Source organism: Mesorhizobium sp. LNJC394B00, assembly GCF_000502555.1.
GTDB lineage: Bacteria > Pseudomonadota > Alphaproteobacteria > Rhizobiales > Rhizobiaceae > Mesorhizobium.
Window position 1 is genome coordinate 396364 of sequence record NZ_AYWH01000001.1, and the last position, 26853, is coordinate 423216.

Consider the following 26853-nt stretch of genomic DNA (forward strand, 5'->3'; position numbering starts at 1 on the left):
GCCAAAAGGAGAGGATGATGAATTTCCATATCAACACCGCTGCGGCTCTCGCCGTCGTCGCTTCGACCGTTCTGGCTTTCACCGGCCAGTCTCATGCAACCGCGTTCGCCGCTTGGCAAGTGGCTGGCGTGCCGTTCGGCGACACGCTCAACGTTCGCAAATATCCGTCCGGCACCTCGCAGAAGCAGGCCGCCTATCCCAACGGGACGATCCTGCAGATGACCGGCAAGTGCACCGGCGGCTTGAATCTTCTGGAGATCGCCGGCCAGCCGCACTGGAAACAGAAACAGGCAATTCGCTATCAATGGTGTCAAGTTTGGCACGACCCGGCGCAAAATGGTGGTTTTGTTAGTGGCTGGGTCTATGGAAAATACCTCACGCCGTATTGAATCCGGTCAGACCGAAGATCTTCTTCGGCGGGTTTCGCCAACGCTTTGCAACTTGCGGTTTGGTACGAATCCGACAATCAGCTGCCCAAACCTTGAAGCATAGATCAAGCATCGCTGCCCATTTTATGAGTCCCTGCTGATTTAGCGACGGCGTGACCTTACGTCATGCTAGTCCTGGTCCGACCAGAAAATATCGCGAAGTTACAGAGTGCACGAAAGATTGAAGCTGAAGAGCGACTATTCGATGAATATCGTTGAATATAGCGCAAGATGCGAATTGACTTACTTTGTCTGGGGGCTCATTAAGATGCCCGGACGCGAATCCATGAAGCTCTTCCCGCGTGAAATTCGCGCCATGCCCGATCTTCCAAAAAGGGCGCAAACAGAAACATCCTTCGTTGGGGCCTAAACCATGGATATCGTCGAAACACCTTCCAGAAATAGCGATGCGCTGATCGAGCTGACCGCCGATGTGGTGGCAGCCTATGTCAGCAACAATCCCGTGCCGGTCGGCGAATTGCCGAACCTTATCGCTGATGTCCATGCCGCTCTCGGGCGCGTGGGCGGAGCAAGCGAACAGCCTCCGGCCGACAAGCAGAAGCCTGCGGTAAACCCGAAGCGCTCTGTTCATGACGATTACATCGTCTGCCTTGAAGATGGCAAGAAGTTCAAGTCGCTGAAGCGCCACCTGATGACCCATTACGGTCTGACGCCCGATGAATACCGCGAGAAGTGGAATCTCGACGCCAGCTATCCGATGGTTGCCCCCAACTATGCCGCTGCCCGTTCGCAGCTGGCCAAGAAGATGGGCCTCGGCCGCAAGCGCAAGGGGCGGTAACACCGGCTCCAATGGACAAGATCAACGGCGCCCCTTACGGCGCCGTTTTTGTTTCTAGAACAATTCCAGGAAAACTGCCGAGCGCTTTCCCTTGGAATTGCGTCGAAAGAAGAGAAGATAGAGCAATCAAGCAGTCTGCTTGAGAGCCATCTCGGCGTCGCGCTTGATGCGCTTGACCATCGAGCGCAGGCCATTGGCCCGCTGCGGCGACAGATGTTCGTCGAGGCCAAGCGACCTCAGCGTCGCCTCGGCGTCCGTTTCAAGGATCTGGCTGGCAGTCCGTCCCGAAAACAGCGCGAGCATGATGGCGACCAGACCGCGCACGATATGAGCGTCTGAATCGCCTGTGAAGGTGATGACCGGATCGGCGCCCGGCGCTCGGCTCGTGGTCAGCCAGACCTGGCTGACGCAGCCCGGCACCTTGTTGGCGGCGTTGCGTTCGGCGTCGGGAAATGGCGGCAGCGCTTCGCCGAGCTCGATGACATAGCGATAGCGGTCTTCCCACTCGTCGAGCAGGGAGAAGTCGTCGCGGATCGTCTGGATCGTCGTGGCCATTGCTCGGGATATAGTCATCCGCGGCTGCGGCGTCACGGAAAAAGAAGAAAAGCACCGCAGGCATCGAGAGGTCCGACCGGCCTGCGGTGTCGCTGTAGATACAGCTGAAACGGTGTTTAGTTCTTCGCCACCAGCTTGGCAGGTATGTTGACTGTCGCCGGCAGCACGATGTCCTTGGCGACGCTGCCGGTGGCCAGCGATGTATCGGGCGAGGTCTCGGCGCTCTTGTCGTCCAGCATGGCGGCGGCGATCTTGGCGGTTTCCTTGGCCCGGGCGCTGATCGTATGCATCGCCGACTTGCCGGTTTCGCAGACGTCCGGCTTACGCTCGCAAATGCCGGCGATGTCGCCGACCGCTTCGCGCGCCGCAAAAAGCGCCTGGAACGGCCCGACGCTCTCGCGGCCATCCTCGTCGGGGCCGACGGTCAGCGGCAGCGCTAGCAACACCAGCGAAAACCAGAACGCCATTCTTATCAAAAAGCCCATCGATCTGCCCTCTCGTCCAATGACCGGATCATGCGTCCATGCGCAATGACCTCTTTATATCAGCCACAATGGCACATGAGGCGCAAAGGACGGCTTTCCTGCTCAGCGAAAATTTTCCTCAAATTTTAGGCAAATTCGAAGCGAGGCGTTTTGCAGTGCATTAGCCTCAAATGCCGACAATTTTCTTAACCTTGCTGTAACCATCTAAGCGATTGTTGCGCATGGATATCTTCAGAAGAGCAGGCATGCCGGCTCAGGGTTTCGCAGCCACGGGCACGCCCTTTGCACATAACGCTCCGTTTACTATGGCTACAAATGGCGGTGCATTCCGGTGCCGGCGCTCCAATTTTTGCCGCAGCGCGCTCGTTGTTCCGGTCAGCCTTATTCATTCCTTAAACGCTGGATGCGAGTTTCAAACAAGCAAAAGCGACCTGCAAAGCAGGGGCAGTCACGACCGGGTGCGAGTGCGTTGAGTTTGACAACTGCCAGATATATTGAACTGCCTGGCGCGCTGGCGGCCGGTTGCGAACGCATGGTCCATCCGGCCATCATCGGCCAGGGCGACCGCCTGCGCCAGCGCCGGTTCATCGGCATCATGCTTGCCGCTCCGTTCTTCGCCGCCGGTGCGGCGGTGACACTGGTCACCTCGGGCATGGGCGCCGCCGTCACCGTCGCAACCATTTTCGCCGCCTTCGGTCTTTGCTGGTTCGCCGCCTTGCTGGTGGCGGCGTCAGGCAAGATGACGCTGGCAGCCCAGGTTGCCCTTGCCGCCGGCGGTCTTGCGCTTGCCGGCGCCGTCGCGGCAGCAGGCGGCCTGGCGTCGCCGGTTGCGCTGCTGGCCCTGGCAGTGCCATTCGAGGCCTGGTGGATCGGCGGTTCAAAGCGCGCGGCACTTTGGGGCGGCCTCTCGGCCTTGGCCGCAATGCTGCTGCAGCCCTTTGTCGCCTCTGTCGTCCCGCTCGGCGGGGCGCAAGTCGCGGCGTGGCACTGGCTGCTGCCGCTCGCCTGGGGCCTGACGCTGGTTCCCCGGCTCGCAGCCCTAGGCGATGCCGCACGCGTGCAGCCCGCGCTGCTTTCAAACGACCGCCTTGAAGACATGATCGACGCCGTCGTCCTGCATGTCGCCCGGCATGGCGAGGTCCTGGATGCCTCGGCCAAGGCGCGCACCATCCTGAAGCTGCCGCCGGAACTGCTTTTCGCCGCCGGGCTGTTCGACCGCATCCACCTGTCCGATCGCGTCGCTTATCTCAGCGCGCTTGCCGACATGCGCGATGGCGCCCTGGCGCGCCGGCTCGATCTTCGGGTAAGGCTGCCGCAGGACGGCAGCGCCTCGACGGCCGACAATTACCGGCCATTTCAGCTCGAACTGATGCGCGCCGAAGAGCAGCAGGAGACCTTCACTCTGCTGCTGCGCGAGAACGACGAAACTGCCGAATTGCGCGACGAGCTTGCTGCCGCCAATGAGGCCGCAGCGTCGGCCGAGGTGGCAAAGGGCCGCTTCCTGGCGGTCGTCAGCCATGAGCTTCGGACGCCGCTCAACGCCATCATCGGTTTTTCCGACATGCTGCTGCATGAGATGTTCGGCGGCTTCAAGGACCCGCGCCAGAAGGAGTATGTCAGCCTGGTGAAGGAGTCGGGCCAGCATCTGCTTGCCGTCGTCACCTCCATCCTTGATGTCTCGAGGATCGAGGCCGGCGCCTACGCGACCGAGCCCGAACCGTTCCGATTCATCGAAGCGGTCGAGATGTGCCAGTCGATGATGCAGCTGCAGGCGAATGCCAAGAACATCGATCTCCAGGCGCAGATTGCGCCGGACGCCGGGGAGATCAATGCCGACCGTCGTGCCGTGCAGCAGATCCTGATCAACCTCGTCTCCAATGCGGTCAAGTTCACGCCCGATGGCGGCAATGTCGTCGTCGGCGCCAAGCGGATCGGCTCGCGGCTGCATTTCTGGGTCAGGGACACCGGCATCGGCATCGCCGAGGAAGATTTTGTCAATCTCGGCAAGCCGTTCATGCAGATCCAGAACGACTATACGCGCCGCTTCGAGGGCACCGGGCTCGGCCTGTCGCTGGTCAAGGGCCTGGTGGCGCTGCACGACGGCACGATGTCGATCGAAAGCATGCCGGGCGAGGGGACGACGGTCACGATCAGCCTGCCGGTGAACGGGCCGAAGAGGAGCGCGACCGACAGGAACGGGGTGCTGCCGATGCCCGCGACCAGGACGAAAGGCGACGCGAAAGGGGACAGGAATGGCTCGCTCCGCAAAACAGCCTAAGGCGGTCAAGCGCCGCAGCGGCGCGTTCGAGGCCGGCGCGATTGCGCTGGGCGGCGCGATCTCGCGCAATCCGGTCCTGGTCGGCGGCTCGACCGCCTTCCTGGTGACGCTGTTCTACGTTTCCGCCAACGCGCTGTGGTACCAGCCGTTTCCGCATGCCGGCGCCTTCTTCGCCACCCGCAGCATCGAGGGTTTTCCGCACCCCGGCGCGGACGAACCCGAAACCACCATCAACATCCTGCGGCCCGGCCCGGCACCGGTCAAAAGCGACCCGACCGTCGAGCAGGTCCAGGGCATCCTGAAGGATCTCGATTTCTACACGGGAACGGTCGACGGCATTTCCGGGCCGAATACCCAAAAGGCGATCCAGGCATACCAGCAGAAGGTTGGCCTGCCGGCGTCCGGCGAGATCGATGCTGTGCTGCTCGACCAGCTCGGCGCCAAGCAGACCACGGCTGGCATCCCGCATCCTGTGCCCAGGCCCGTGGATATGGCCGCTGCTCCCGTCGCCGCGCCCGAGGCCGCGCCTGCGCCCATCCCGGTTTCCGTGTCGGTATCCGCCCAGGCGCCCGATGCCCGCATCGTCAAGATCCAGGCCGGCCTGAAGGCATTCGGCAATGACGACATGCAGCTCGACGGCGTCGTCGGCGCCCGCACCAAGGCGGCGATCAAGGAATTCCAGTCGCTGTTCGGCCTGCCGGAAACGGGCGAGCCCGACGAGGTCGTCTACGTCAAGATGCGCGAGATCGGCCTGACCAATTGAGTGGTCAAGACGACCGCTCGCGGATAGACGAAAATCCGGCTAAGACGCCGCGCATGTCCTCCGGAGCCTCGTCATGCGCGTAACCACCGAGTTTTGGGTGTCGGCCCTGCTGCGCCGTGTCTTCGGCGCCGGCGGCTTTGCGGCCGTCGTCAAGCGTGGCGCGACCGAGGCCGGCGCTGTCTTCGTGCTCTCCCGCGGCAGGCTGGGCGACGTCTCCCTGTTCGGCCCGGCGCCGCAGACGAGCTACGATTCGGACAAACCGGATGATCGCTTTTTCACGCTGCTCGGCGCCGGCGACGATGCCGCCGCGCTTGACGCCAGGCTTGAGCGGGAGAAAAAATTCGATCCCGACATCTGGGTGGTCGAGATCGAGGCCGGAACGGTTTCCGTCGAGGAGCTTCTCTCCATCAAGACGCCTTGAGGCTGGCCCCTAAGCTGGCTTTGTCGACGTCCGGCGCTTGGTCGCCATTCGCGGCGACAGGGGTGTTGCCGCGCACCGCTCGCGACAATGTTTCGGCCTTCCAGCCGCGCACCTTGTCGAGCGCCGCCTCGTGATGCAGCAGCCGGTAGCGGTCGAGGAAGATGCGGATCGCCTGCGGGTGCGGAAACTCCCGGGGGTACACCGCGACCACGATCAGGAATGCCCTGTCCTCACTGAGGTCGAGCGCCCGCAGCGCGGCGAGCAGCGAGACATAGCTCGAATGCTTGGTCAGCGACCGCGCCGTCGAGAAGTCGATATCGAGCGCGTCGGCAAGCGCGGTCTGGAAGAAGGCGGCGTTGCCGGTCAGCGCTGTCTCGCGCAGCTTGCTGTAAGTTGCTGAGCCGGCGAAGGGATTGACCGATGTCGCCTCGCCGTCGGCGAGCATCATCGAGCGCAGGCGGCGCCTGGCGGTTTCGGCGGCGCTGCCGGGCAGTTTTGGTGCGCTGGGAGCGGCGGCAGCGGCTTCGGCGTCGGCGCCCGCCACGTCGGCGATCGGCTCGGGCTGCCGCACGCGCACCAGGGTCGGCTTTTCCAGCGCCTTGATCAACTGCGCGATGGTCGGGTGCAAATCCTTGCGGCGGGCAATGGAACGCGCATGCGGCAGGCCGTGGCGGCCGATCAACGCGATCAGGTCGATGTCGCCCAGCGCCCGCGAACGGACCAGCAAGGGCGCGCAGACATCGACCGGCTCCTCGCAAAGCCGCCGCACCAGGGCGGCCGGCGCATATTCGCATTCGGACAGGGCGGCGGCGACATAGCGGCGCGATTCGACCGGCACGCTGTCGAACAGCGGCAGCGTCAGATCCTCGAGCTGGGCGATCTCGCGGCGCGACGGGCGGGTCAGCGAGCAGAACGCCGACACGGCGGCGCGAAACAGCCTTTCGGCTTTTCCCGATTCCGTCCGTATGGCGATTTGCCTGAAATCCGAAGCTGACACGGAAGATACGCCCGACACTCGACACAACCCGGACCATGCTCAACCGCAACTGTGTCGGTTTCGCGCAAGGCCTGGAACAAACATCAAATTAGCCGCGATCCGTTAGCGCTCCGTTAACCCTCTGCCGGCCTTAATCACATTTGGAGGCGTTGCGTTGTGCTCCGGGGCAACCGAGAGGAATACGCGAACCATGGGCATGGTACTGTCTTTCGTGCCGCGATCGGCACCAGTCAATCGAGCAGTTCAGGACACCGGTACTCCGGCGGCGGTGATCATTTTTCCCGGCGTCCGCTACGAGCATCCGCCATTGGCGGGCCAGGCGCGACCGGCGGACCAGCCGGGCACACCACGGACGCCTGTTCCGCACCACTGAATTTGCTGGTCGTCGGGGTGAGGTCAGTAGTCCTGCAGTTCGCAGGAGCTCTGGTCCAGGAACTGCGACACTATCGGCTTCCAGCTGTCGTCAGGCACGAAGGCGCGGATGACGAAGATGCCTTCCTCGATCGGCGCCTCGACGAAGATTGCCCCTTGCAGGTCTTCGGGAAGCTCCCTGCGCACGTCGATCATCTGTGCCGGCGTCAGCACCACGGTGTCCAGCTTGTTGCCGGTCGCCGTGCGGTCGTTGAATGAATAGAAATTGTGGCCGTTGCGGTCATAGACCGACACCGACCAGAACGGCACGCTGCCCGGCGCCTTGATCCGCACCATGCCTTCGGCAAGATCGAAGCGGCAGGCGGCGGCGTAAAACAGCGGATCGACCGACTTCACCACTGGCGCGCCGCCCGCCTCGGCGTCGAGCCTGGTCATCTTGTAGAGGTCGGACGCCATCGCCAGCCGCGACCAGGCATCGCGCTCGGTGAATTCCGGCACCAGCAAAAGCACCACGATGTGGACGATGCCGGCGCCGAGCAGGCCGAGCAGGATGGCGTGCAGCAGCCTACGCATTGCAGCCAGCCTTGACGATCCGGGGCAGCGACACGTCGGAAAGGCCGGTGCTTGAGGCAATCGGCGTGTCGTAGAAGGTGAGCACGAAATACATCCGGCCAAAACCTTCGGTCAGAAGCCAGTTGCCGGGGGCCGGACGGTTGCCGACGGCGATGATCACCGAATTGTCGGGCTGACGCAGCACCTGGTAGGATTGCAGCGCCGCCAGCCTTGGCTTGCCGGTGTCGACCACGCCGAGCGATTGATCCGCGGCATAGAGCGTCCAGAACCGGGCGGTGGGGAAACTGCCCTCGATCCTGTAGTCGCATTGCCGCTGAAGCTCATCGCCGGCCGCATCGCGCTCGGCGATGAAGGACAAGCCCTCGGCCTTGCCGAGCGCCAGCACGCCCTCGCGCGCCACGCGCGCCTTCGAATAGGGGTCGGCATCTTGCGTGCCGATCTCGGGGAAGGCGGTCCATTGGCCGATGCTGATCGCGCCGACGCCGCTCTGCGCCTGCAGCGCATACCAGACGCTGCCGCCGCCGAGGCCGATGGCTATGGCAAGCGAAAGCAGCGTGAAAAAGGCGGTCTTGAGCATGAAGAACCGGGACGAGAGAATTATCGTTCGGGGATATAGCGGGGCAGGCCACAGAGCAAGCAGCGCTGTGGAATCAAAGCGCCGACAGGGTCTCCGGTGTCTGCGGCGAGCCGAGCACGGGCGCGGCCTGGAACACCTTGGTCATCTCGCGCAGCGTCTGTGTCGTGCGGCTGGACAGCACCGCCGGGCGCTCGGCCGCGGCATCGGCGGCTGCCTGATCGGCATTTTTCTTCTCCGCTTCCTCGGCCTTGGCCGCGATCTCTTCGTCGACGAAGGGCTTGTCGAGGCCGGGGATCGGCTTCAGGTCGATATTCTGGTGCGCGTAGACCATCAGCCGCTGCCACACCATCGCCGGCAGCGTGCCTCCGGTCATGTTGCGGGTCGGGGTGAAGTCGTCATTGCCGAGCCAGACGGCAGCCGTGTAATTGCCGGTGAAGCCGACGAACCAGGCGTCGCGATAGGATTGCGTCGTCCCCGTCTTGCCGGCGACGACGATGTTGGGCAGCTGCGCGCGCCGCGCGGTGCCGATCGCCGGCACCGCAGCCAGCATGGTGTTCATGTATTTCAGAGCCTGTTCCGACAGAACCCGATGCGGCGCCGGCGCATCCTTGGCAAAGTCGTAGACGACATCGCCGGTGCGGGTGACGAGCTGGGTGATGCCGTGCCGCGAGCCGGCGAAGCCGTTCTGCGCGAACACACTGTAGCCCGTCGCCTGGTCCATGACCGTCATGCCCGATGTGCCGAGCACCATGGTCTTGTGCGACTCCAGCGGCGATTCCACGCCGAATGATTCGGCCATCGCCTTGATCGGGCCGATGCCGAGATAGTCCTTGGCCAGCCGTACCGGCACGGTGTTGATCGATTTGGCGATCGCCGTGATCAGCGTCACATTGCCGGCCGAGCCGCCATTGTAATTGTGCGGTGACCAGCCGCCCCAGCTGATCGGCCCGCCTGAGACGACGGAGTCCGGGGTGAACCCGTGCTCCATGGCGGTGGCGTAGACGTAAGGTTTGAACGAGGAGCCGGTCTGGCGCAGCGCCTTGGTGGCGCGGTTGAACTGGCTTGCGCCATAGTCGCGGCCGCCGACAATGGCGCGCACCGCGCCATTGGTCTCGATCACTACAACGGCGCCCTCGGTGACGTTGTACTCCTTGCCGAACTGGCGGAGATGGAATTCGACGGATTCTTCCGCCGCTTTCTGGATGTTGGCATCGAAAGTGGTGTGTGCGACCAGCGAATGCTGGCCGGGCTTGGCGATTTTCTTGACCTCATCGAAGGCCCAGTCGAGGTAATAATCCGGGCTCTTCTGCTCGCCGCGGTCGACGATCTCGGCTGGATGCAGCCTTGCCTGCAGCACCTGGCCTTCGGTCATGAAACCGGAATCGACGAGGTTCGACAGCACCACATTGGCGCGAGCGCGGGCAGCGGGCAGGTTGATGTGCGGGGCGTATTTGGTCGGCGCCTTGAACAGGCCGGCCAGCATCGCCGCCTCGGCGAGGTTCAGATCCTTGACGCTCTTGCCGAAATAGAAATCCGCCGCCGCCTCGATGCCGAACGTGCCGCCGCCCATATAGGCGCGGTCGAGATAGAGCTGCAGGATCTCCTTCTTCGACAGATTGGCCTCCAGCCACAGCGACAGGAAGGCTTCCTTGATCTTGCGCTGGAAGGTACGCTCATTCGACAGGAACAGGTTCTTGGCCAGCTGCTGGGTGATGCTGGAGCCGCCCTGGACGACGGAATTAGCCCGCACATTCTCGAAGATGGCGCGCGACAGGCCGAGCACGTCGATGCCGTAGTGCTCGAAGAAGCGCCGGTCCTCGGTCGCCAGCACTGCTTTGATGACATGGTCCGGCATCTCGTCGACAGGCACGGAATCGCGCTGGATGATGCCGCGCTGGCCAATCTCGTTGCCGTAGCGGTCGAGGAAGGTGACGGCGAAATCGCCCTGACTGCGCCAGTCGCCGGTGGTGATCTGGAAGGCCGGCATCGCGAGTGCGAGCAGCACGACGACGCCGCCGGCGCCCATCGTAAAACCTTCGCTCAGCACCTCGATGATGCCGCGTCGCCAGCCGGTGACTCGGAAGCGCCGCGAAAAAATGGTCGCCGATTCCCAGAACTGGCCGGCCTTGAAGCCGATTTCGTAGAGCGAGGAATCGATCCACGCGTCCACCGCCAGCAGTGCGGCGGCGATCGGACCTCTTCGTCTTGGACGTCGTTCTAAAGGACTGGCCATTCCCGAAACTCACCCAACCCACCTGAGAACCGCAAGCGGGCAATTTCAGGGCGGGCATACCCGGCGAAGACTATTCTTCCATTTCAGCCCGGCTCACAAGGGCAGCCAGGCCACACCGCACGGTTTGTTGAGCGCCGCCCGGATCGTGACGCTGGAGGTCGACGCCGTCGATGCCGACGCCAGTGGCTTCGAGCCAGTCTGGCACAAGGGCCGGCGCGTCGGCTTCGTCGCCTCAGCCGGCTATGGCTACACAATAGGCAAAAGCGTCGCGCTGACGTTGCTGGGCGACGAATTCGCCGGGGAGGGGACCGCGCTTTGGGTGCACATTGTCGGCGTCGAGCGGCCGGCGCGAATTATTCCGGCCTCGCCATACGACCCCGAGGGCAGGCGATGCGGCAATGAGGAGTTTTGGCCATGGTCGATGACATTATAAGGGAGACCAGGCGCGAGCGCCGGCGCGGGCACACCGGTGAGGCCGGCAGCGGGTCAAGCCGCCACCCGAACTATCGCTCGCTCAAGAACCCGTTCCTGCCGCAGCCGGTGTTTTCGGACGACCGGGTCGCGGCCATCCACGACACGGCGTTGCGCGTGCTGGAAGAGCTCGGCATCAAGGTGCTGCTGCCGGAGGCGCGCACCATCTTCGCCCGCTCCGGCGCGATGGTCGACGAGGACAGCCAGATGGTGCGCATCGGCCGCGATATCGTCACCGCCGCACTGGCCTCGGCGCCAAAATCCATCCGGGCGCTGGCCGGCAATCGCAGCCGCGACCTCACGCTCGAACTCGGCTCGATGACGTTCCTCGCCGGGGCCGGGGCGCCCAACGTCACCGATCTCGAACGCGGACGGCGTCCGGGCACGCTCGCCGCTTTCGAAGAACTGACCAAGCTTGTTCAGAATTTCGACGTGCTGCATATGCTCGGCCCCTGGATCGAGCCTCAGGATGTCGACAACCGTTTGCGCCACTATGCCGTCAACCGTGCGCAGCTGACCCTGTCGGACAAGTTTCCCTTCGTCTTCGCCCGTGGCACGCCGCAGGTCGAGGACGGGTTCGAGATGATCCGGTTGGCGCGCGGCCTCTCGCAGGATGAGTTCCTTGCCGGCGTCCATTGCTATACCGTCATCAACACCAATTCGCCGCGCCAGCTCGATATCCCGATGGCGCAGGGCATCATCGACTTCGCCAAGGCCGGCCAGGTGTCCATCATCACGCCCTTCTGCCTGGCCGGCGCCATGGCGCCGATCACCGTCGCCGGCGCATTGACGCTGCAGCATGCCGAGGCGCTGGCTGGCCTCGCGCTGGCGCAGATGGTGCGGCCGGGCGCACCGGTGGTTTACGGATCCTTCTCCTCCAATGTGGACATGAAGTCCGGCGCACCGGCCTTCGGCACGCCCGAGCACGTCAAGGCGACGCTGGGCGCCGGTCAGCTGGCCCGCTTCACCGGCCTGCCTTGGCGGTCCGGCGGCGGCAGTGCGGCCAACATTTCCGATGTGCAGGCGGCGCACGAGACGCAGTTCGCGCTGTGGGGCTCGGTGCTTGCCGGCGCCACCGTCTGCATCCATGCCGCGGGCTGGCTGGAGGGTGGCCTCAGCGTCTCCTACGAGAAGCTGATCACCGATATCGAGGCATTGCAGACGGTTGCCGAACTCTGTGCTACGACCCCCGGCGACAAGGATTCGATCGGCTTCGAGGCGATCGCCGAAGTCCAGCCGGGCGGGCATTTCTTCTCCGCCGGCCACACCATGACGCGCTACCGCACCGCCTTCTACGAGCCGCTGGTCGCCGACTGGTCGAATTTCGGCAGCTGGACGCAGTCCGGTTCGAAGTTGGCCACCGAGCGCGCCACCGGCATCTGGAAGCGGACGCTGGCCGACTTCCAGCCGCCGGCGTCGGCCGTTGCCACATCCGATGTGCTCGACGAGTTCATTGCCCGCCGCACCGAAGAGGGCGGAGCGTTGCCGATGTCGTGAGGTTGGCAGCCGTCACGTCGGCCGCTTGTCGCCGGTCTTCGACGGCTCGCGGCGAATCGGCCCGGCATAGGCCTGCCTGTGCTTGTCGGCGGCAATCCGGCGGATGCGATCGAAGCGGCTCTCCTCCGCCGGCTTGGTCGCGGATACAGCGTTTGGCTTCGGGGCGAATGTGATCATCTGTCGATCTCCCTGTCGTTGCTGACTGGTCTTGACTGACTGACGGAAATTCCTGGCTCGCCGGGGAAATGTCCCCGGCAGCCTGTTCTGATTTATGCCCGCCCAGATTCCCAGGCGGGCGATTTTCGGGCGATGGTCAGTAGCCGCCCATGCCGCCACCGCCGCCCGCAGGCGCCGCATCCTTGGCCGGAACGTCGGTGATCATCGCTTCGGCGGTGATCAGAAGCGCTGCAATCGAGCCGGCATCCTGCAACGCGGTGCGTACCACTTTCGCCGGGTCGACGATGCCGGCCTTGATCATGTCGACATAGACCTCGTTCTGGGCGTCAAAGCCCTGATTCTGGTCCTTGCTGTCGGACAGCCTGCCGACGACGATCGAGCCTTCGACGCCGGAATTCTCGGCGATCTGGCGGATCGGCGCTTCGAGTGCCCTGAGCACGATCGAAATGCCTGCCGTCACATCGTCATTGGCGCCGGTCAGCCCGGCCAGCGCCGATCTGGCGCGCAGAAGCGCCACGCCACCGCCGGGCACGATGCCTTCTTCCACCGCCGCGCGCGTCGCATTCAGCGCGTCGTCGATGCGGTCCTTCTTTTCCTTCACTTCAGACTCGGTGACGCCGCCGACGCGGATCACGGCGACGCCGCCGGCGAGCTTGGCCAGCCGCTCCTGCAGCTTCTCCTTATCGTAATCGGACGTGGTCTCCTCGATCTGGCCCTTGATCTGCGCGATGCGCGCCTGGATGGTCGCCTTGGTGCCGGCGCCGTCGATGATCGTGGTGGTGTCCTTCTCGATCAGTACGCGCTTGGCGCGGCCAAGCATCTCGATGGTGACGTTTTCGAGCTTGATGCCGAGATCCTCGGAAATCATCTGGCCCGATGTCAGCACGGCGATGTCTTCCAGCATCGCCTTGCGGCGATCGCCGAAGCCCGGCGCCTTGACGGCCGCGACCTTGAGGCCGCCGCGCAGCTTGTTGACGACCAGCGTCGCCAGTGCTTCGCCTTCGACGTCTTCCGAGATGATCAGCAACGGCCTGCCGCTCTGCACCACTGCTTCGAGGATCGGCAGCATCGCCTGCAGATTGCCGAGCTTCTTCTCGTGGATGAGCACGTAAGGCTCTTCCAGTTCGACGCGCATCTTGTCGGCATTGGTGACGAAATAGGGTGAGAGATAGCCGCGGTCGAACTGCATGCCTTCGACGACGTCGAGTTCGGTGTCGGCGGTCTTGGCCTCCTCGACGGTGATGACGCCGTCATTGCCGACCTTGTCCATCGCCTTGGCGATCATGGCGCCGACGCTGGCATCGCCATTGGCGGCGATGGTGCCGACCTGCGCGATCTCGGCCGACGACTTGACCTTCTTGGCCTTCGCCTTGATGTCCTTGACCACGGCGGCGACAGCCTGGTCGATGCCACGCTTGAGGTCCATCGGGTTCATGCCCGCGGCAACCAGCTTGGCGCCTTCGCGCAGGATCGATGCGGCCAGCACCGTGGCGGTGGTGGTGCCGTCACCGGCGAGGTCGTTGGTCTTCGAAGCCACTTCGCGCACCATCTGCGCGCCCATGTTCTCGAACTTGTCAGCAAGCTCGATTTCCTTGGCCACCGTCACACCGTCCTTGGTGATGCGCGGCGCGCCATAGGCCTTGTCGATGATGACGTTGCGGCCCTTGGGGCCGAGCGTGACCTTCACCGCATTGGTGAGGATCTCGACGCCGCGCAGCATGCGGTCGCGCGCGTCGGTGGCGAATTTGATTTCCTTGGCAGACATTTTTTTCAATCCCGTTGGTGTGGTGAAGCAAGCGGCTCGCCGGAGCCTGGCAAAGCCAGGCCGGTCAGGCGGCCTTCTTGGCTTTGACGCTCTTCTCGGTGACGACCGTCCCGCTCTTGCCGATATTGGCCGTCTCGCTCTTGTCGATGACGCCCATAATGTCGGCTTCCTTCATGATCAGCAGGTCCTCGCCGTCGATCTTGACCTCGGTGCCCGACCATTTGCCGAACAGGATGAAGTCGCCGGCCTTGACGTCGAGCGGAACAAGCGCGCCGTTTTCGTCGCGTGCGCCCGGCCCAACGGCGATGACTTCGCCTTCCTGCGGCTTTTCCTTGGCATTGTCGGGAATGATGATGCCGCCATTGGATTTGACATCGCCTTCGGCGCGCCGGATGACGACGCGGTCGTGGAGTGGCCGAAACTTCATGAGAACTTCTTTCTGGGGCCGGCATAGGCGACCGCGCCGTTCTTATAGGCGTATTGGCACTCGATAGATAGGAGTGCCAAAAATTATTCGTGGCCAAAATTAAATATTAAAAAGTATTATGATGTCTGCCGGATTCGAAACGTCGCGAGGCGCCTAGATATTTCGAAAAATTGAATTTCGAGGCCAAAGCGACTATTTATATCGTAAGTTCGATTTCACCATTTCAGGCACGAGGAGATTTAGGCGATGGCCGAAGGCAATCAGAGCATCATGGAAAAAGCTGAAGCCCGCTTCATGGACAAGCAGAAGAAGACGGCCGAGCGCAACAAGGCAACCTCCGACTACATGTCCGAAGCGAGGGCCAGGGAGATCAAGACGGCAAGGCTCAGGGAATTGCGCCTGGCCAAGGAAGAGGCCGACCGCGTCGCGGAAGCCTTGAACCCGACACCGAAGAAGAAGCGGGCTACCGTCAAGAAAGCCGCCGCCGCGCCGAAGGGGGGCACGTCATGAGCCTGACATTCCCCAATCCAAGCCGCTTCTATGACGAGGCCGGCAAGCGCATCCGCTTTGTCGGCCATGACGGCATGTTCCAGATTTCCTTCTCTGTCGCCGCCGATGCCCTCTCGAAGGCGCCATCAGGGACGGCGACCGCGGAAGCCACCTATCTGGCGGCCTTCGATACCGCGTCCAGCTCCATCCATGACATTGCCAGCAAGGCCTACGCCCGCACCCGCAAGAGCATTTATGTGCTCACAGCCGCAGATTTCGGCTAGCGCGCGTTCGTCTTGCAATCAGAGCGGCTGAGATCAGCGTGCGTCAGGACTTGCGGTCGGCTTTTGCCCGCCGCTTGACGTCCCGGCTGTTCAGGCGGTCGGCCATCGCTTCCGCATCGCGCAAATTCATGGCCACCATTACCTGTTGCTTAAGCTCGACAGGCTGCCCGGTGAAGATGTCGAAGATAGTCCAGCTCTCGGGCTCGTCCATGCGCAACGCGTAGCGGTTTGCCATATCGGCATCAGGCCCTTGACATGAAAAATGCCGCCGCCAGGATCAGGATTGTCAGGCCACCACCGACAGCTTCAAGGCCAGGCCGCCATGCATTGAAAGTATCTCGCGCATGCGCAGGGCCACGGTGCTCTTCGACAGGGCGGGTGCTGCCGCAATCGCGACCGGGGGCTTGACGCCAAGCTTTCCAAAGGCCGGCAGCAGCGGTGGCGTTCGCATGAAATGACCTCGAATTGCCGGAGAAAACAGGGCTCCTCATAACACCCTTCTTGAAACTCCCCGCATGCCAAATAGAACCCGGTCCGTGAAAGGGCCATGCCGCCCGATTCGCCGCCTTCCATCAGGCGGATCGTCATCTGGCGCAATCCGTGCAACGCGGTTAGGTTGCGCGCGAAACTGAGGTTGTTCAAAGCGTGACAGGCGAACGGAGACGACGATGACGGCGCCCGGCGATTTGCTGCAAGCCTTGTTCATGAGATTGAAGAGCGATGCCTCGCTGACGGCGCTGCTCGGCGGCGCCGGGTTGCGCGAGCAGGCGGCCGACAGTGCCGCCTTCCCTTATGTGACCTATGGCAGGACCAGCGCATTCGATCTGGACACCGGCGCCGACAATGATGACGACCAGCTCATCACGCTGCATGTCTGGTCGAAGGCGCAAGGCGAGGCCGAGACGCGTCTGATCATGGACAGCATCCGGGCGCGCCTTGACGGCGCCGCTTTCGCCACCGGCTCGCGCGACCAGACCCGCCTGTCCCTGGAGTTCGCCGAGGCCCGCTACGACGAGGACCTGGCGCTCTACCACGGGGTGCTGCGGATACGCGCTCTCACCGAGCAAAGTGATTGAAGCAACCTAGATTTGCGCCTGGATCTCGGCCTTGTCGATGACTGACCACACCTCGAGGATGCGACCCTCTCCGAATTCGTAGAAAACATTCTCAGCGAACGACACGCGCTTGCCGTTCACCGGCAGGCCGAACAGCACGCCCTTGGGATGACAGTCGAAATGCAGGCGCGCCGCCACGCGCGGCGGCTGGCAGACCAGCAGTTCGATGTTGAAGCGGAGGTCGGGTATCGCCTCGAAATCGCCTTCGAGCATACGGCGATAACCCGACAGGCCGAGCATTTCGCCATTGTGCTGCACCTCGTCGCCGACAAAGTCTCCAAGTTTCGCCCAGTCCTGGGCATTCAGGCAAGCGATATAGCCCCGGTAAAGGTCGGCAAGGTGTTTATCCGTCATGGCGCACTCCGATGATTTGACGTTTTCCCGCGCTATTTAGGGCGGTCCCAGAATGGTCTCGCCTTGACCTGTTCCCAATCTGGCTGCGAATTGAGAACCTGCGCGCAAACACCATAGCCGCGCAGCCGGTTTTCCGGTTATGAATCCATTGCCCGGTCTGAGGGACTGGGCAGTAGGATCGCATTCATTCGTTGCGCGCGCAGGGGGTATTGCGGGGATGGATTTTCACCCGTTCACCGTTCATTTCACGTTCAGCACAGTTGCGTTACAACGCCGACCATGAAAACGCTTCGCTCTCATGTCAGAACCGCGATACTGGCGCTCACAGCGGCCGGCCTGTTGGCGTCGCAAGCGACGCCGGCAGCCGCGGCGGATTGCTACGCGATCGGCCAGCAGGTTGCCGAGCAGAATGGCGGCACGCTGGCCAAGGCTTCGCAGACGACGCGTGGCGGCCAGGAGGTCTGCGTCATCGTCGTGCTTGTGCCGGGCAAGGACGGCCAGCGTCCGCGCCGCTCCGAGATCGTCGTCCCGGCGAACTGATCCAATCTTCCCCCTTGCAGGGTCGTTTCCCAGACCACCGGAATCGGCCTATAGCTGACCCATCAACAGGCCTGACCGATCATGCGCGTACTCGTCGTCGAAGATGACAAGGATCTCAACCGGCAACTGGCCGACGCGCTGGTCGATGCCGGCTATGTCGTCGACCGCTCCTATGACGGCGAGGAGGGGCATTTCCTCGGCGACACCGAGCCCTACGATGCCGTCGTGCTCGACATAGGCCTGCCGCAGATGGACGGCATCAGCGTCGTCGAGCGCTGGCGCCGCAACGGCCGCAAGATGCCGGTGCTGATCCTGACAGCGCGCGACCGCTGGAGCGACAAGGTGTCGGGCATCGATGCCGGCGCCGACGACTATGTCACCAAGCCGTTCCACATCGAGGAGGTGCTGGCCAGGGTGAGGGCGCTGATCCGCCGCGCCGCCGGCCATGCCTCGTCCGAGCTCACTTGCGGGCCGCTGCGCCTCGACACCAAGGCCTCCAAGGCCGATGTCAACGGCGTGCCGCTGAAGCTGACCTCGCATGAGTTCCGCCTGCTGGCGTATCTGATGCACCATATGGGCGAGGTGGTGTCGCGCACCGAGCTGGTCGAGCATCTCTACGACCAGGATTTCGACCGCGATTCCAACACCATCGAGGTCTTTGTCGGCCGGCTGCGCAAGAAGATGGGCATCGACATGATCGAAACCGTGCGCGGCATGGGCTATCGCATGCGTGAGCCGGAGGCGTAAGGCGGAACCGCTCCCCATACCAGCAAGGAAGCCTTTTTCGGCGCGGCTCTGGCCGCGCTCGCTGGCCTTCCGCGTCATCGGCTTTTCCACGATCTGGGCGATCCTCACCCTGATCGTCATCTTCACTCTGATCACCACGCTCTACCGCCAGGCCAGCGAGCGCGGCTTCGACAGCCTGCTGTCGGCGCATCTGTTCAATCTGATCGGCTCGGTCGGCGTTTCCGAATCCGGCCAGCTCACCGGTGCTCCCGACCTTGGCGACCTGCGCTTCTCGGAGCCGAATTCGGGCTGGTACTGGTCGGTGGAGCCGGCTTCCGAAGGTGTGCACGGCAACCTTCATTCGTCCTCGATGACCACGACGATCCCGTCGCCGACCGTCGCCGAGGTGCCGTTCAATTCGAGCTTCCAGCGCAGCTACTCCACCGACGGTATCGGCGACGAGCAGCTCGAAGTGTTCGAGAGCGAATTCGTGCTCGACGCCAAGAACCGCGCCGCGCGCTTCCGCGTGATGGGCAACAAGACCGAGCTCGAACAGGAGATCGCCACCTTCCAGGGCCGATTGCTGACCTATCTCAGCCTGTTCGGCGTCGGCATGATCGCCATCAATGCGATCGCTATCCTGCTCGGCCTCCAGCCCTTGCGCCGGGTTCGCAACGCGCTTGCCCAGGTGCGCGAAGGCACGGCGCAGCGGCTCGATGGCCGGTTTCCCGCCGAGATCGAGCCGCTCGCCAACGAAACCAATGCGCTGATCGAAAACAACAAGCGCATCGTCGAGCGCTCGCGTACGCAGGTCGGCAACCTTGCCCATTCGCTGAAGACGCCGCTCGCCGTGCTGATCAATGAGGGCCGGGCTCTCGGCGGCGCCAAGGGCCAGCTCATCGCCGACCAGGCGGCGTCGATGCAGAAACAGGTCGACCACTACCTGCAGCGGGCACGGGTCGCGGCGCAGCGCGACAGCGTCGTCTACCGCACGCCGGTGACGCCGCTGGTGCAGCGCATGGTGCGCGTGCTGCAAAAACTCAAGCCTGATGTCAGCCTGTCGCTTACGCTGCCGGCGGCCGACATCGTCTTTGCTGGCGAGCGCGAGGATTTGGAGGAACTGCTCGGCAACCTTCTCGACAATGCGATGAAATGGGCGAAGAGCACTGTTGCCGTATCCGTCACGCCGGCCGCAGCCGGCCTGTTCGAGCTATCGATCGAGGATGACGGTCCCGGCATCCCCGAGGACAAGGCCCGCGATGTCTTGAAACGCGGCCGGCGCCTCGACGAGACAAAGCCGGGAACCGGGCTCGGACTTGCCATCGTTGCCGACCTCGTCAACGAGTATGGCGGGGCGCTGGCGCTGGAACGCTCCACAATGGGCGGGCTGAAGGCGGTTGTGCGCTTGCGGAGCTTGCAATGATGTACTGCCCAGGGCCAATCGACACGGCCGAATGCCTGTGTTATGGCGGCCCCTCGATTGCGCAAAAGCCGTTAAGAACGGCCAAATTTCCGACAAATATCAATAGTATGACGTCCTGACGCCCCCGATGACGCGGCCCCCAGCGCATCCCGTTCAAGAAAACCGGTTGTTGGCATGAAGATTCGCGTTGCGCTCGTTTCCGCACTGCTCGCTCTTTCCGGCTGCGGAACGCTGGGCAAGGGCAGTGGCCCGGATATCTCCATCACCAACCCGCCCGCGTCGCCTCCTTCAGGGGCCAAAGTCGCGACGACGATCATCTCGGCCATGGCCGGCGGGCTCGTCGGCGGATCGATCGGCAGCGGCCTGAACAGCACCGAGAAGCGCAAGGCGCTCGAGGCGGAATACAAGGCGCTCGAATATACGGCGAGCGGCCAGAAGGTGACGTGGAAGAGCGACAGTTCGGCTCATTCCGGCGAAGTCGTCGCGGCCCAGCCCTACCGCGTCGGCTCGCAGGATTGCCGCCAGTACACCCATACGGTGTTTACCGGCACGGCCGGCCAGACCGCGCGGGGCACCGCATGCCGCAACGCCGACGGCAGCTGGACGCCGCTGACCTGAACATTGGGCCGGGGTCGGAATCCCGTCAAAGCGTCGCAGCACCCTCATGTTGTGAGAGCAGGGCTCTCGCTCTATTGGAAGAACCATGCTGTTCTGGGTCATAGCCGCAATCCTCACGCTGGGCGCAAGCCTGACGGTGCTGCTGCCGCTGACCAGTGGCGGCAAGGACGCTCCGACCAGCAGCGACCACGACCTCGAAGTCTATCGCGACCAACTGGCCGAGCTTGAGCGTGACGCCGCGCGCGGGCTGATCCAGCCGGCGGAAGCCGAGGAGGCGCGCGCCGAAATCGCCCGCCGCATCCTTCGCCTGGGAGATGTTGGTCAAGCCAATGTCGGTCAAGCCGATGCGCCTGGCACGCGGCAGCCGTCAAAGGCGGCAAGGCTGGTGGCAACGGCTGCGGTACTGGCGGTCCCTCTGCTCAGCTGGGGCCTTTACAGCCAGCTCGGCTCGCCGGATCTGCCGTCGCAGCCGCTTGCCGAACGGCTGGCCAAGAATCCGGCCGATAGTTCGGTCGACGAGTTGGTGGCGCGCGCCGAGGCCCATCTTGCCGCCAACCCTGGCGATGGACGCGGCTGGGACGTGCTCGCCCCGATCTATCTGCGCCTGCAGCGCTTTCCCGATGCCGTGACCGCCTATCGCAATGCCATCCGCCTCGATGGCGACACGGCTGCCCGCGAGGCCGGTCTCGGCGAAGCGATCGCCAATGCGGCCGGCGGCATCGTTTCGGCCGATGCGCAATACGCTTTCGAACAGGCGCTAAAACTCGACCCGGGAAACGCGAAAGCCTCGTTCTATTTGGCGATGGCGCTGGCCCAGGAAGGCCACATACCCGAGGCAACCACGGCTTGGCAGAAAATGCTCGATTCCCTGCCGCAGGATTCGCCATGGCGCGGAGCTGTCCAACAGGCACTGGCCGAGGCCGCCAACCGCAGCCTCGCGTCAGGAGAGCCCGCCAAAGGCCCCGACGCCGCAGCCGTCGATGCCGCCTCGTCGATGGCGCCGCAGGACAGGCAGGCCATGATCGAAACCATGGTCGCCGGCCTCGACGAAAAATTGCGGCAAAATCCGCGCGACACGGAAGGATGGATGCGGCTCATTCGTTCCTATGTTGTGCTGGGCAAGGCCGACCAGGCGCGCGACGCGCTGCATCGCGGTATTGTCGTGTTTGGCGCCGACAGTGAGGAAGCGAAGAAATTCACCGCCTTTGCCGCCTCGCTCGGCCTGACGGCGACGGAGTAGGACATGACGCGCAAGCAGAAGCGATTGTCGGTTATTGTCGGAGGTCTTGCCTTCCTCGGCGCCGCCACCGGGCTGACCTTCTATGCGTTGGGCCAGAAGGCCTCCTATTTCTATATGCCCGCCGATCTGACCACCGCCAGCTTGCAGCCGGGACAGCGCATCAGGCTCGGCGGCCTCGTCGAAAAGGGCACGGTCGTGCGCGGGCAGGGCGCGACGGTTGCGTTCTCGGTCACCGACACGCACAAATCGGTCAAGGTCAGCTATACCGGCATCCTGCCCGATCTGTTCCGCGAGGAGCAGGGCGTCATCACCGAAGGCAGCTTTGGCGCCGACGGCGTTTTCGTCGCCGACAGCGTGCTGGCCAAGCATGACGAGCGCTACATGCCCAAGGAAGTCGCTGACGGGCTGAAGGCCAAGGGCGTGTGGCAAGAGAGCAAGAGCCAGTAATGGTTGAGACCGGACACTTCGCGCTCGTCCTCGCCTTTGTGCTGTCGCTGGTGCAGACGCTGGTGCCGCTGATCGGCGCCCGTACCGGCAACCAGAGGCTGATGGCTGTCGGCGGTCCCGTCACGGTCACCGGCTTCGCGCTCACGGCGCTATCGTTCGCAGCACTCGCCGGCGCCTATGCAAGTTCCGATTTCTCGGTGGCGAGCGTGTGGGAAAACTCGCATTCGCTGCAGCCGCTGATCTACAAGATCACCGGAACCTGGGGCAATCACGAAGGCTCGATGCTGCTCTGGGTGCTGATCCTGACCTTCTTCGGTGCGCTGGTCGCCGTCTTCGGCTCCAATTTGCCGGCGACGCTGCGCGCCAATGTGCTGGCCGTGCAAGGGGCGATCGGCGCCACCTTCTTCCTGTTCATCCTGGCGACATCCAATCCGTTCACCCGGCTCAATCCGGCGCCGATCGAGGGCCGCGATCTCAACCCGGTCCTGCAGGATCTTGGCCTCGCCATCCATCCGCCGCTGCTCTATCTCGGCTATGTCGGGTTCTCCATCTGCTTTTCCTTCTCGGTCGCCGCCCTCATCGAAGGCCGCATCGATGCCTCCTGGGCGCGCTGGGTGCGGCCGTGGACGCTGGTCGCCTGGATGTTCCTCACCGGCGGCATCGCGATGGGCTCCTACTGGGCCTACTACGAGCTCGGCTGGGGCGGCTTCTGGTTCTGGGATCCGGTCGAAAACGCCTCCTTTATGCCGTGGCTGGCCGGCACGGCTCTTCTGCATTCGGCGATCGTCATGGAGAAGCGTTCGGCGCTCAAGATCTGGACGCTGCTGCTTGCCATCCTCACCTTCTCGCTGTCGCTGCTCGGCACCTTCCTGGTGCGCTCCGGCGTGTTGACCTCGGTGCATGCTTTCGCCACCGATCCGACCCGCGGCATCTTCATCCTGTGCATTTTGACGCTGTTCATCGGCGGCTCGCTGGCCCTGTTTGCGCTGCGCGCCTCGCGGCTGACGGCCGGCGGCCTGTTCCACCCGATCTCGCGCGAAGGCGCGCTTGTCCTCAACAATCTGTTCCTGACCACGGCCACGGCCACCGTGCTGGTCGGCACGCTCTATCCGCTGGCGGTCGAAGCGCTTTCGGCCGGCAAGATCTCAGTCGGCCCCCCCTTCTTCAACCTGACATTCGGCCCGCTGATGGTGCCGCTGCTGGTCGTGGTTCCTTTCGGACCATTGCTCGCCTGGAAGCGCGGTGACCTCTATGCCGTCGCCCAGCGCCTGATGGCGGCTTTCGGCGCCGCTCTCCTGGCGATGCTGGTCACCGGGCTGTTCATCGACGGCGCGTCGGTGTTCGCCGCCCTTGGTGTCGGCCTCGCCTGCTGGCTGGTCTGCGGCGCGCTCACCGACCTCGCCGTCAAGTCCGGCTTTGGCAATGTGTCGCACGCCATCATGCTGCGCCGTTTCGCCGGCCTGCCGCGTTCGGTGTTCGGCACTGCACTTGCCCATTTCGGCCTCGGGCTGACGACGCTCGGCATTGTCGGCACGCTGTGCTTCGGCACCGAAAGGATACTGTCGATGCATGCCGGCGAGAGCGTCGAACTCTCCGGCCACACGCTGCGTTTCGACGGCCTCTTCCCGGCGCAGGGTCCGAACTACAGCGAGCAGCGCGGCCGCTTTTCCCTGATCGGCGCCGATGGCGGCGTTTCAGCCGAAATCACCTCGGCCAAGCGCTTCTTTCCGGTGCGGCAGACGACGACGACCGAATCCGGCATCGAGACGATCGGCTTCAGCCAGCTCTATCTGTCGCTGGGCGATGAAGGCACCGATGGATCCGTCGTGGTGCGCCTGTGGTGGAAGCCGCTGGTGACGCTGATCTGGGGCGGAGCTCTGGTGATGATGGCGGGAGCCGCAATGTCGCTGCTCGACCGTCGCCTGCGGGTTGGCGCACCCTCGCGCCGCCGCAAGCAGGCAGCCTCCATGCCGTCGGCAGGCGCGCCGTGAGCACCAGGTTCTCGTTGGCCTCGTTCACCCTGCTTCTGGCGCTGCTGTTTGCCGGCGCGGCGCAAGCGGTGAAACCGGACGAGGTTCTCACCGATCCGGCGCTCGAGGCGAGGGCGCGGCTACTGTCGGAAGGCCTGCGCTGCATGGTCTGCCAGAACCAGTCCATAGACGAATCCGATGCAGACCTCGCCCGCGACCTGCGCATCCTGGTGCGCCAGCGCCTGGTTGCCGGCGATACCGACCAGCAGGTGATGGACTATATCGTGTCGCGCTACGGCGAGTTCGTGCTGTTGAAGCCGCGCTTCAGCCCGCGCAACGCCTTGCTTTGGGGCACGCCGGTGCTTCTGCTTCTAGTCGGCGGCATTTACATTGTGCTGACCACACGCCCGCGCCGCTCGTTGGCAACCAAGGCGCTGAGCGCCGAGGAACAGGCGGCGCTGGACAAGATGCTGAGCGACTAGCTCGGCCATTCCTCCAAAGGCCAGTCCCGCGACGTGTGGATGGCGCGCAGGATAACAATGCTCTGACGGCCGGCGATCAGGCGCAATTCATAGGCAATGATGTAGGGCAGGCGGCCGATGGGCTTCTCATAAGTGCCTGTTACCCGGCCAGGTCGGCCCGTCGCCATATCACCAAGGCCCCGGCCCATTTCACGGATACGGTCCGCGAGGCGTCGGGCGGCGGCAGGATTGTCCTGAGCGATAAAGGCAACTTGCTGCGTGAGATCGTCCAGCGCTTCTCGCGACCAGGTGACGAACCGCTTCACGCCTTGCCTGCGCGCCTGGCTTTCGCTGCTTCGATCACCGCGTCGACCTCCGCCATGGCGTCGTCGTGGGGCACGACGCGGCCAGCCTCTGCGTCGGCCATGCCACGTTTTATGCCTTCGATGATATCCAGCTCGCGATCGACATAGGCTGAGACCGCCTCGGCGGCGAGGAACGATTTACTACGCCTGGTATCGGTAGCGATCTGCTCCAGCTTCAGCTTGGTCTCGGACGAGACTCGAATGGTCATGGTGGTGCTTGCTGTCATTGTGAAAGCCTTGTGCTGAGTTGTGTACACCATAGGGCAGCAGGCGAGCGCAACCAAGCGATTTGTGCGACCGCCCAACATTACAAAACTTTCATGCACCGGAAATGGCGCCGTAATGTGCGCCTCTCTATTTCTCTTGTCCGAGGATGCTCTGCCTGAGCCGCATCCAGTGAAAAGAGGATACGAGACCCATGACTATCGCCCCCAACCCATATTCCCGCACCCGCAAACGCCTGTTGGCCGCCGCCGCTTCGCTGGCCATTGCCGGCGGCATCGGTTTCGGCGCCGTTGCCACTGGTACAGCTCCCGTTCTGGCCGACGCCGTGCGGGTCGAAGCGCCCCAGGTGCCGGGCTTTGCCGATGTCGTCGAGCGCGTTTCGCCGGCCGTGGTCAGCGTCAAGGTCAAGGCCAAGATCGAGCCTGCCGCCGATGACGGCTCCGACCAGTCCGACGATCCGGACGGCATGAACAACCTGCCCGACAATCCGCAGCTGCGCCAGTTCTTCAAGCAATTCCGCGGCTTTGGTGATCAGAACGGCCATGACGGCGGCAATCGTCGCTTCAGCCACCGCGACCATAAGAACGACCAGCCGCGTCCGGTGGCGCAGGGTTCTGGCTTCTTCATCTCCGATGACGGCTATCTCGTCACCAACAACCATGTCGTCGAGGAAGGCTCCGCCTTCACAGTGGTGATGAATGACGGCAAGGAGCTTGACGCCAAGCTGATCGGCACCGATCCGCGCACCGATCTGGCGGTGCTCAAGGTCGATGGCGTCGGCAAGTTCACCTATGTCGATTTCGCCGACGATTCCAAGGTTCGCGTCGGCGACTGGGTGGTGGCCGTCGGCAATCCGTTCGGCCTCGGCGGCACCGTCACCGCCGGCATCGTCTCGGCCCGTGGCCGTGATATCGGCGCCGGTCCCTATGATGACTTCATCCAGATAGACGCTTCGGTCAACCGCGGCAATTCGGGCGGCCCGACCTTCAACCTCAACGGCCAGGTCGTCGGCATCAACACCGCGATCTTCTCGCCGTCGGGCGGAAGCGTCGGCATCGCCTTCGACATTCCGGCCTCGACCGCCAAGCAGGTGGTGCAGGATCTGATGAAGAGCGGCTCGGTGCAGCGTGGCTGGCTCGGCGTCGAAATCCAGCCGGTTACATCGGACATCGCCGAATCGCTGGGCCTGAAGTCGCAGAACGGGGCTCTGGTTTCGGGCGCCCAGGACGGTGGCCCCGGCAAGAAGGCCGGCATCACCGCCGGTGACGTGATCACCCAGGTCGAAGGCAAGGACGTCGCATCGCCGAAGGAACTGGCTCGTCTGATCGGCGCCTACCCACCCGGCAAGTCGGTCGACGTCACGGTGTGGCGCGACGGCAAGAGCCAGACCATCAAGGTCGATCTCGGCACGTTGCCATCCACTGACAAGCAGGCCTCGGCCGACCCGCAGCAGCCCGCGGCACCGGCAAAGCCCGCCGCGCTGGCCGATCTCGGCCTCACCGTCACCAAGTCGGAAAACGGCAAGGGCCTGGTGGTGACCGATGTCGATCCCGACAGCGATGCCGCCGACCGCGGCATCCAGCCCGGCGATGTCATCACCTCGGTCAATTCGACGGAGGTGAACGGCACCGAAGACGTCGCCAAGGCGATGGCCGATGCGGTCAAGTCCGGCCGCAAGGCGGTGCTGATGCAGATCACCCGCGACGATTCAAACCGCTTCGTCGCGCTGCCAGTCGCCAAAGGCTGACATCACACAGTTTCCAGTGCGGCGGTTTCAA

The 26853-nt window shown here is 63.6% G+C and carries 33 protein-coding genes; 19 read left to right on the top strand and 14 right to left on the bottom strand.

What is annotated here, in order from left to right; genetic code table 11:
- The first annotated feature begins 14 nt into the window (after positions 1–14).
- Both X751_RS161560 and X751_RS161555 read left to right on the top strand, forming a co-directional pair.
- A complete protein-coding gene (locus X751_RS161560; protein ID WP_023702200.1) occupies positions 15–389 on the top strand; it encodes an SH3 domain-containing protein in 375 nt (124 codons plus the stop codon).
- A gap of 412 nt (positions 390–801) precedes the next feature.
- Positions 802–1227, top strand: a complete 426-nt coding sequence (locus X751_RS161555) for a MucR family transcriptional regulator (RefSeq protein WP_023673680.1) — start codon at positions 802–804, stop codon at positions 1225–1227.
- A gap of 126 nt (positions 1228–1353) precedes the next feature.
- Here X751_RS161555 and X751_RS161550 read toward each other — a convergent pair whose 3' ends face one another.
- Both X751_RS161550 and X751_RS161545 read right to left on the bottom strand, forming a co-directional pair.
- Positions 1354–1782 (bottom strand): SufE family protein, encoded by a 429-nt coding sequence (locus tag X751_RS161550; protein WP_023684547.1) that lies wholly within the window; start codon positions 1780–1782, stop codon positions 1354–1356.
- 116 nt (positions 1783–1898) lie between these two features.
- Positions 1899–2267, bottom strand: coding sequence for a DUF5330 domain-containing protein (locus X751_RS161545; RefSeq protein WP_023684546.1), 369 nt, complete (start codon positions 2265–2267; stop codon positions 1899–1901).
- Between the two features lie 532 nt (positions 2268–2799).
- On the opposite strand from X751_RS161545, the gene X751_RS161540 reads away from it, so the two are divergent.
- The 3 genes from X751_RS161540 (at position 2800) to X751_RS161530 (ending at position 5729) form a co-directional block, all read left to right on the top strand.
- Entirely contained in the window at positions 2800–4545 is a 1746-nt protein-coding gene (locus X751_RS161540; RefSeq protein ID WP_023743726.1) for a HAMP domain-containing sensor histidine kinase, read from the top strand.
- The gene (locus tag X751_RS161535; protein ID WP_023743727.1) at positions 4520–5308 is read left to right on the top strand and encodes a peptidoglycan-binding protein; all 789 of its coding nucleotides are present in this window, start codon (positions 4520–4522) and stop codon (positions 5306–5308) included. The genes X751_RS161540 and X751_RS161535 overlap by 26 nt, the downstream gene beginning before the upstream one ends.
- A 73-nt stretch (positions 5309–5381) precedes the next feature.
- Positions 5382–5729 carry a DUF1491 family protein gene (locus tag X751_RS161530; protein ID WP_023743728.1) on the top strand — a complete coding sequence of 116 codons (348 nt, stop codon included), beginning with the start codon at positions 5382–5384 and terminating at the stop codon, positions 5727–5729.
- Here the strand turns inward: X751_RS161530 and X751_RS161525 are convergent.
- The 4 genes from X751_RS161525 to X751_RS161510 all read right to left on the bottom strand — a co-directional run bounded on the left by X751_RS161525 (position 5716) and on the right by X751_RS161510 (position 10481).
- On the bottom strand, positions 5716–6726 hold the full coding sequence (locus X751_RS161525) for a hypothetical protein (RefSeq protein WP_023743729.1): 1011 nt from the start codon (positions 6724–6726) through the stop codon (positions 5716–5718). The genes X751_RS161530 and X751_RS161525 overlap by 14 nt on opposite strands.
- Positions 6727–7122: 396 nt before the next feature.
- Positions 7123–7671 (bottom strand): DUF1254 domain-containing protein, encoded by a 549-nt coding sequence (locus X751_RS161520; protein WP_023743730.1) that lies wholly within the window; start codon positions 7669–7671, stop codon positions 7123–7125.
- On the bottom strand, positions 7664–8248 hold the full coding sequence (locus X751_RS161515; protein WP_023670163.1) for a DUF1214 domain-containing protein: 585 nt from the start codon (positions 8246–8248) through the stop codon (positions 7664–7666). The genes X751_RS161520 and X751_RS161515 overlap by 8 nt, the downstream gene beginning before the upstream one ends.
- Positions 8249–8321: 73 nt before the next feature.
- On the bottom strand, positions 8322–10481 hold the full coding sequence (locus X751_RS161510) for a penicillin-binding protein 1A (protein ID WP_023684539.1): 2160 nt from the start codon (positions 10479–10481) through the stop codon (positions 8322–8324).
- Positions 10482–10608: 127 nt separating this feature from the next.
- Between X751_RS161510 and X751_RS1000000167755 the strand changes: the two genes are divergently transcribed.
- Together X751_RS1000000167755 and X751_RS161505 are read left to right on the top strand one after the other, a co-directional pair.
- On the top strand, positions 10609–10914 hold the full coding sequence (locus X751_RS1000000167755; protein WP_023727644.1) for a glycine cleavage T C-terminal barrel domain-containing protein: 306 nt from the start codon (positions 10609–10611) through the stop codon (positions 10912–10914).
- The gene (locus X751_RS161505) at positions 10896–12449 is read left to right on the top strand and encodes a trimethylamine methyltransferase family protein (RefSeq protein ID WP_023743731.1); all 1554 of its coding nucleotides are present in this window, start codon (positions 10896–10898) and stop codon (positions 12447–12449) included. Before X751_RS1000000167755 ends, X751_RS161505 begins: the two co-directional genes overlap by 19 nt.
- Before the next feature lie 12 nt (positions 12450–12461).
- On the opposite strand, the gene X751_RS1000000167390 is transcribed toward X751_RS161505, so the two are convergent.
- The 3 genes from X751_RS1000000167390 to X751_RS161495 form a co-directional block, all read right to left on the bottom strand.
- Positions 12462–12626 (bottom strand): hypothetical protein, encoded by a 165-nt coding sequence (locus X751_RS1000000167390; protein ID WP_023743732.1) that lies wholly within the window; start codon positions 12624–12626, stop codon positions 12462–12464.
- Between the two features lie 136 nt (positions 12627–12762).
- Positions 12763–14391, bottom strand: coding sequence for a chaperonin GroEL (gene groL, locus X751_RS161500; protein WP_023705440.1), 1629 nt, complete (start codon positions 14389–14391; stop codon positions 12763–12765).
- 64 nt (positions 14392–14455) lie between these two features.
- A complete protein-coding gene (locus X751_RS161495) occupies positions 14456–14818 on the bottom strand; it encodes a co-chaperone GroES (protein ID WP_023743733.1) in 363 nt (120 codons plus the stop codon).
- A gap of 246 nt (positions 14819–15064) precedes the next feature.
- On the opposite strand from X751_RS161495, the gene X751_RS161490 reads away from it, so the two are divergent.
- Positions 15065–15328, top strand: coding sequence for a hypothetical protein (locus X751_RS161490; RefSeq protein WP_023670169.1), 264 nt, complete (start codon positions 15065–15067; stop codon positions 15326–15328).
- Positions 15325–15591, top strand: coding sequence for a DUF1488 domain-containing protein (locus X751_RS161485; protein WP_023670170.1), 267 nt, complete (start codon positions 15325–15327; stop codon positions 15589–15591). The genes X751_RS161490 and X751_RS161485 overlap by 4 nt, the downstream gene beginning before the upstream one ends.
- A 43-nt stretch (positions 15592–15634) precedes the next feature.
- Here the strand turns inward: X751_RS161485 and X751_RS161480 are convergent, their stop codons facing one another.
- Both X751_RS161480 and X751_RS01000000163410 read right to left on the bottom strand, forming a co-directional pair.
- Entirely contained in the window at positions 15635–15802 is a 168-nt protein-coding gene (locus tag X751_RS161480; RefSeq protein WP_245261983.1) for a hypothetical protein, read from the bottom strand.
- A 75-nt stretch (positions 15803–15877) separates the two neighbouring features.
- Positions 15878–16042 (bottom strand): hypothetical protein, encoded by a 165-nt coding sequence (locus X751_RS01000000163410; RefSeq protein WP_245265722.1) that lies wholly within the window; start codon positions 16040–16042, stop codon positions 15878–15880.
- Between the two features lie 217 nt (positions 16043–16259).
- Here X751_RS01000000163410 and X751_RS161475 point away from each other — a divergent pair, with 217 nt between their 5' ends.
- The gene (locus X751_RS161475) at positions 16260–16667 is read left to right on the top strand and encodes a DUF3168 domain-containing protein (protein ID WP_023670173.1); all 408 of its coding nucleotides are present in this window, start codon (positions 16260–16262) and stop codon (positions 16665–16667) included.
- Between the two features lie 6 nt (positions 16668–16673).
- Here X751_RS161475 and X751_RS161470 read toward each other — a convergent pair whose 3' ends face one another.
- Positions 16674–17060: an ester cyclase gene (locus X751_RS161470; protein WP_023743734.1), complete on the bottom strand. Its 387-nt coding sequence runs from the start codon at positions 17058–17060 to the stop codon at positions 16674–16676.
- A gap of 279 nt (positions 17061–17339) precedes the next feature.
- Here X751_RS161470 and X751_RS161465 point away from each other — a divergent pair, with 279 nt between their 5' ends.
- The 8 genes from X751_RS161465 (at position 17340) to X751_RS161430 (ending at position 24506) form a co-directional block, all read left to right on the top strand.
- On the top strand, positions 17340–17600 hold the full coding sequence (locus tag X751_RS161465; protein WP_023670174.1) for a hypothetical protein: 261 nt from the start codon (positions 17340–17342) through the stop codon (positions 17598–17600).
- 81 nt (positions 17601–17681) lie between these two features.
- Positions 17682–18347: a response regulator transcription factor gene (locus X751_RS161460; protein WP_023670175.1), complete on the top strand. Its 666-nt coding sequence runs from the start codon at positions 17682–17684 to the stop codon at positions 18345–18347.
- Entirely contained in the window at positions 18331–19749 is a 1419-nt protein-coding gene (locus X751_RS161455) for an ATP-binding protein (RefSeq protein ID WP_023702189.1), read from the top strand. Before X751_RS161460 ends, X751_RS161455 begins: the two co-directional genes overlap by 17 nt.
- A gap of 174 nt (positions 19750–19923) precedes the next feature.
- On the top strand, positions 19924–20367 hold the full coding sequence (locus X751_RS161450; protein WP_023687241.1) for a hypothetical protein: 444 nt from the start codon (positions 19924–19926) through the stop codon (positions 20365–20367).
- Positions 20368–20452: 85 nt separating this feature from the next.
- Complete coding sequence (gene ccmI / locus X751_RS161445; RefSeq protein ID WP_023743735.1) at positions 20453–21607, top strand: c-type cytochrome biogenesis protein CcmI; 1155 nt, start codon at positions 20453–20455, stop codon at positions 21605–21607.
- A gap of 3 nt (positions 21608–21610) precedes the next feature.
- A complete protein-coding gene (ccmE, locus tag X751_RS161440; RefSeq protein WP_023670179.1) occupies positions 21611–22054 on the top strand; it encodes a cytochrome c maturation protein CcmE in 444 nt (147 codons plus the stop codon).
- Entirely contained in the window at positions 22054–24045 is a 1992-nt protein-coding gene (locus X751_RS161435; protein ID WP_023743736.1) for a heme lyase CcmF/NrfE family subunit, read from the top strand. The genes ccmE and X751_RS161435 overlap by 1 nt, the downstream gene beginning before the upstream one ends.
- Positions 24042–24506 (top strand): cytochrome c-type biogenesis protein, encoded by a 465-nt coding sequence (locus tag X751_RS161430; RefSeq protein WP_023743737.1) that lies wholly within the window; start codon positions 24042–24044, stop codon positions 24504–24506. The genes X751_RS161435 and X751_RS161430 overlap by 4 nt, the downstream gene beginning before the upstream one ends.
- Here the strand turns inward: X751_RS161430 and X751_RS161425 are convergent.
- Positions 24503–24811: a type II toxin-antitoxin system RelE/ParE family toxin gene (locus X751_RS161425; protein ID WP_023670182.1), complete on the bottom strand. Its 309-nt coding sequence runs from the start codon at positions 24809–24811 to the stop codon at positions 24503–24505. The genes X751_RS161430 and X751_RS161425 overlap by 4 nt on opposite strands.
- On the bottom strand, positions 24808–25077 hold the full coding sequence (locus X751_RS161420) for a CopG family ribbon-helix-helix protein (protein WP_023670183.1): 270 nt from the start codon (positions 25075–25077) through the stop codon (positions 24808–24810). The genes X751_RS161425 and X751_RS161420 overlap by 4 nt, the downstream gene beginning before the upstream one ends.
- A 191-nt stretch (positions 25078–25268) precedes the next feature.
- On the opposite strand from X751_RS161420, the gene X751_RS161415 reads away from it, so the two are divergent.
- Positions 25269–26822 carry a Do family serine endopeptidase gene (locus X751_RS161415; protein WP_023743738.1) on the top strand — a complete coding sequence of 518 codons (1554 nt, stop codon included), beginning with the start codon at positions 25269–25271 and terminating at the stop codon, positions 26820–26822.
- Positions 26823–26853 lie beyond the last annotated feature (31 nt).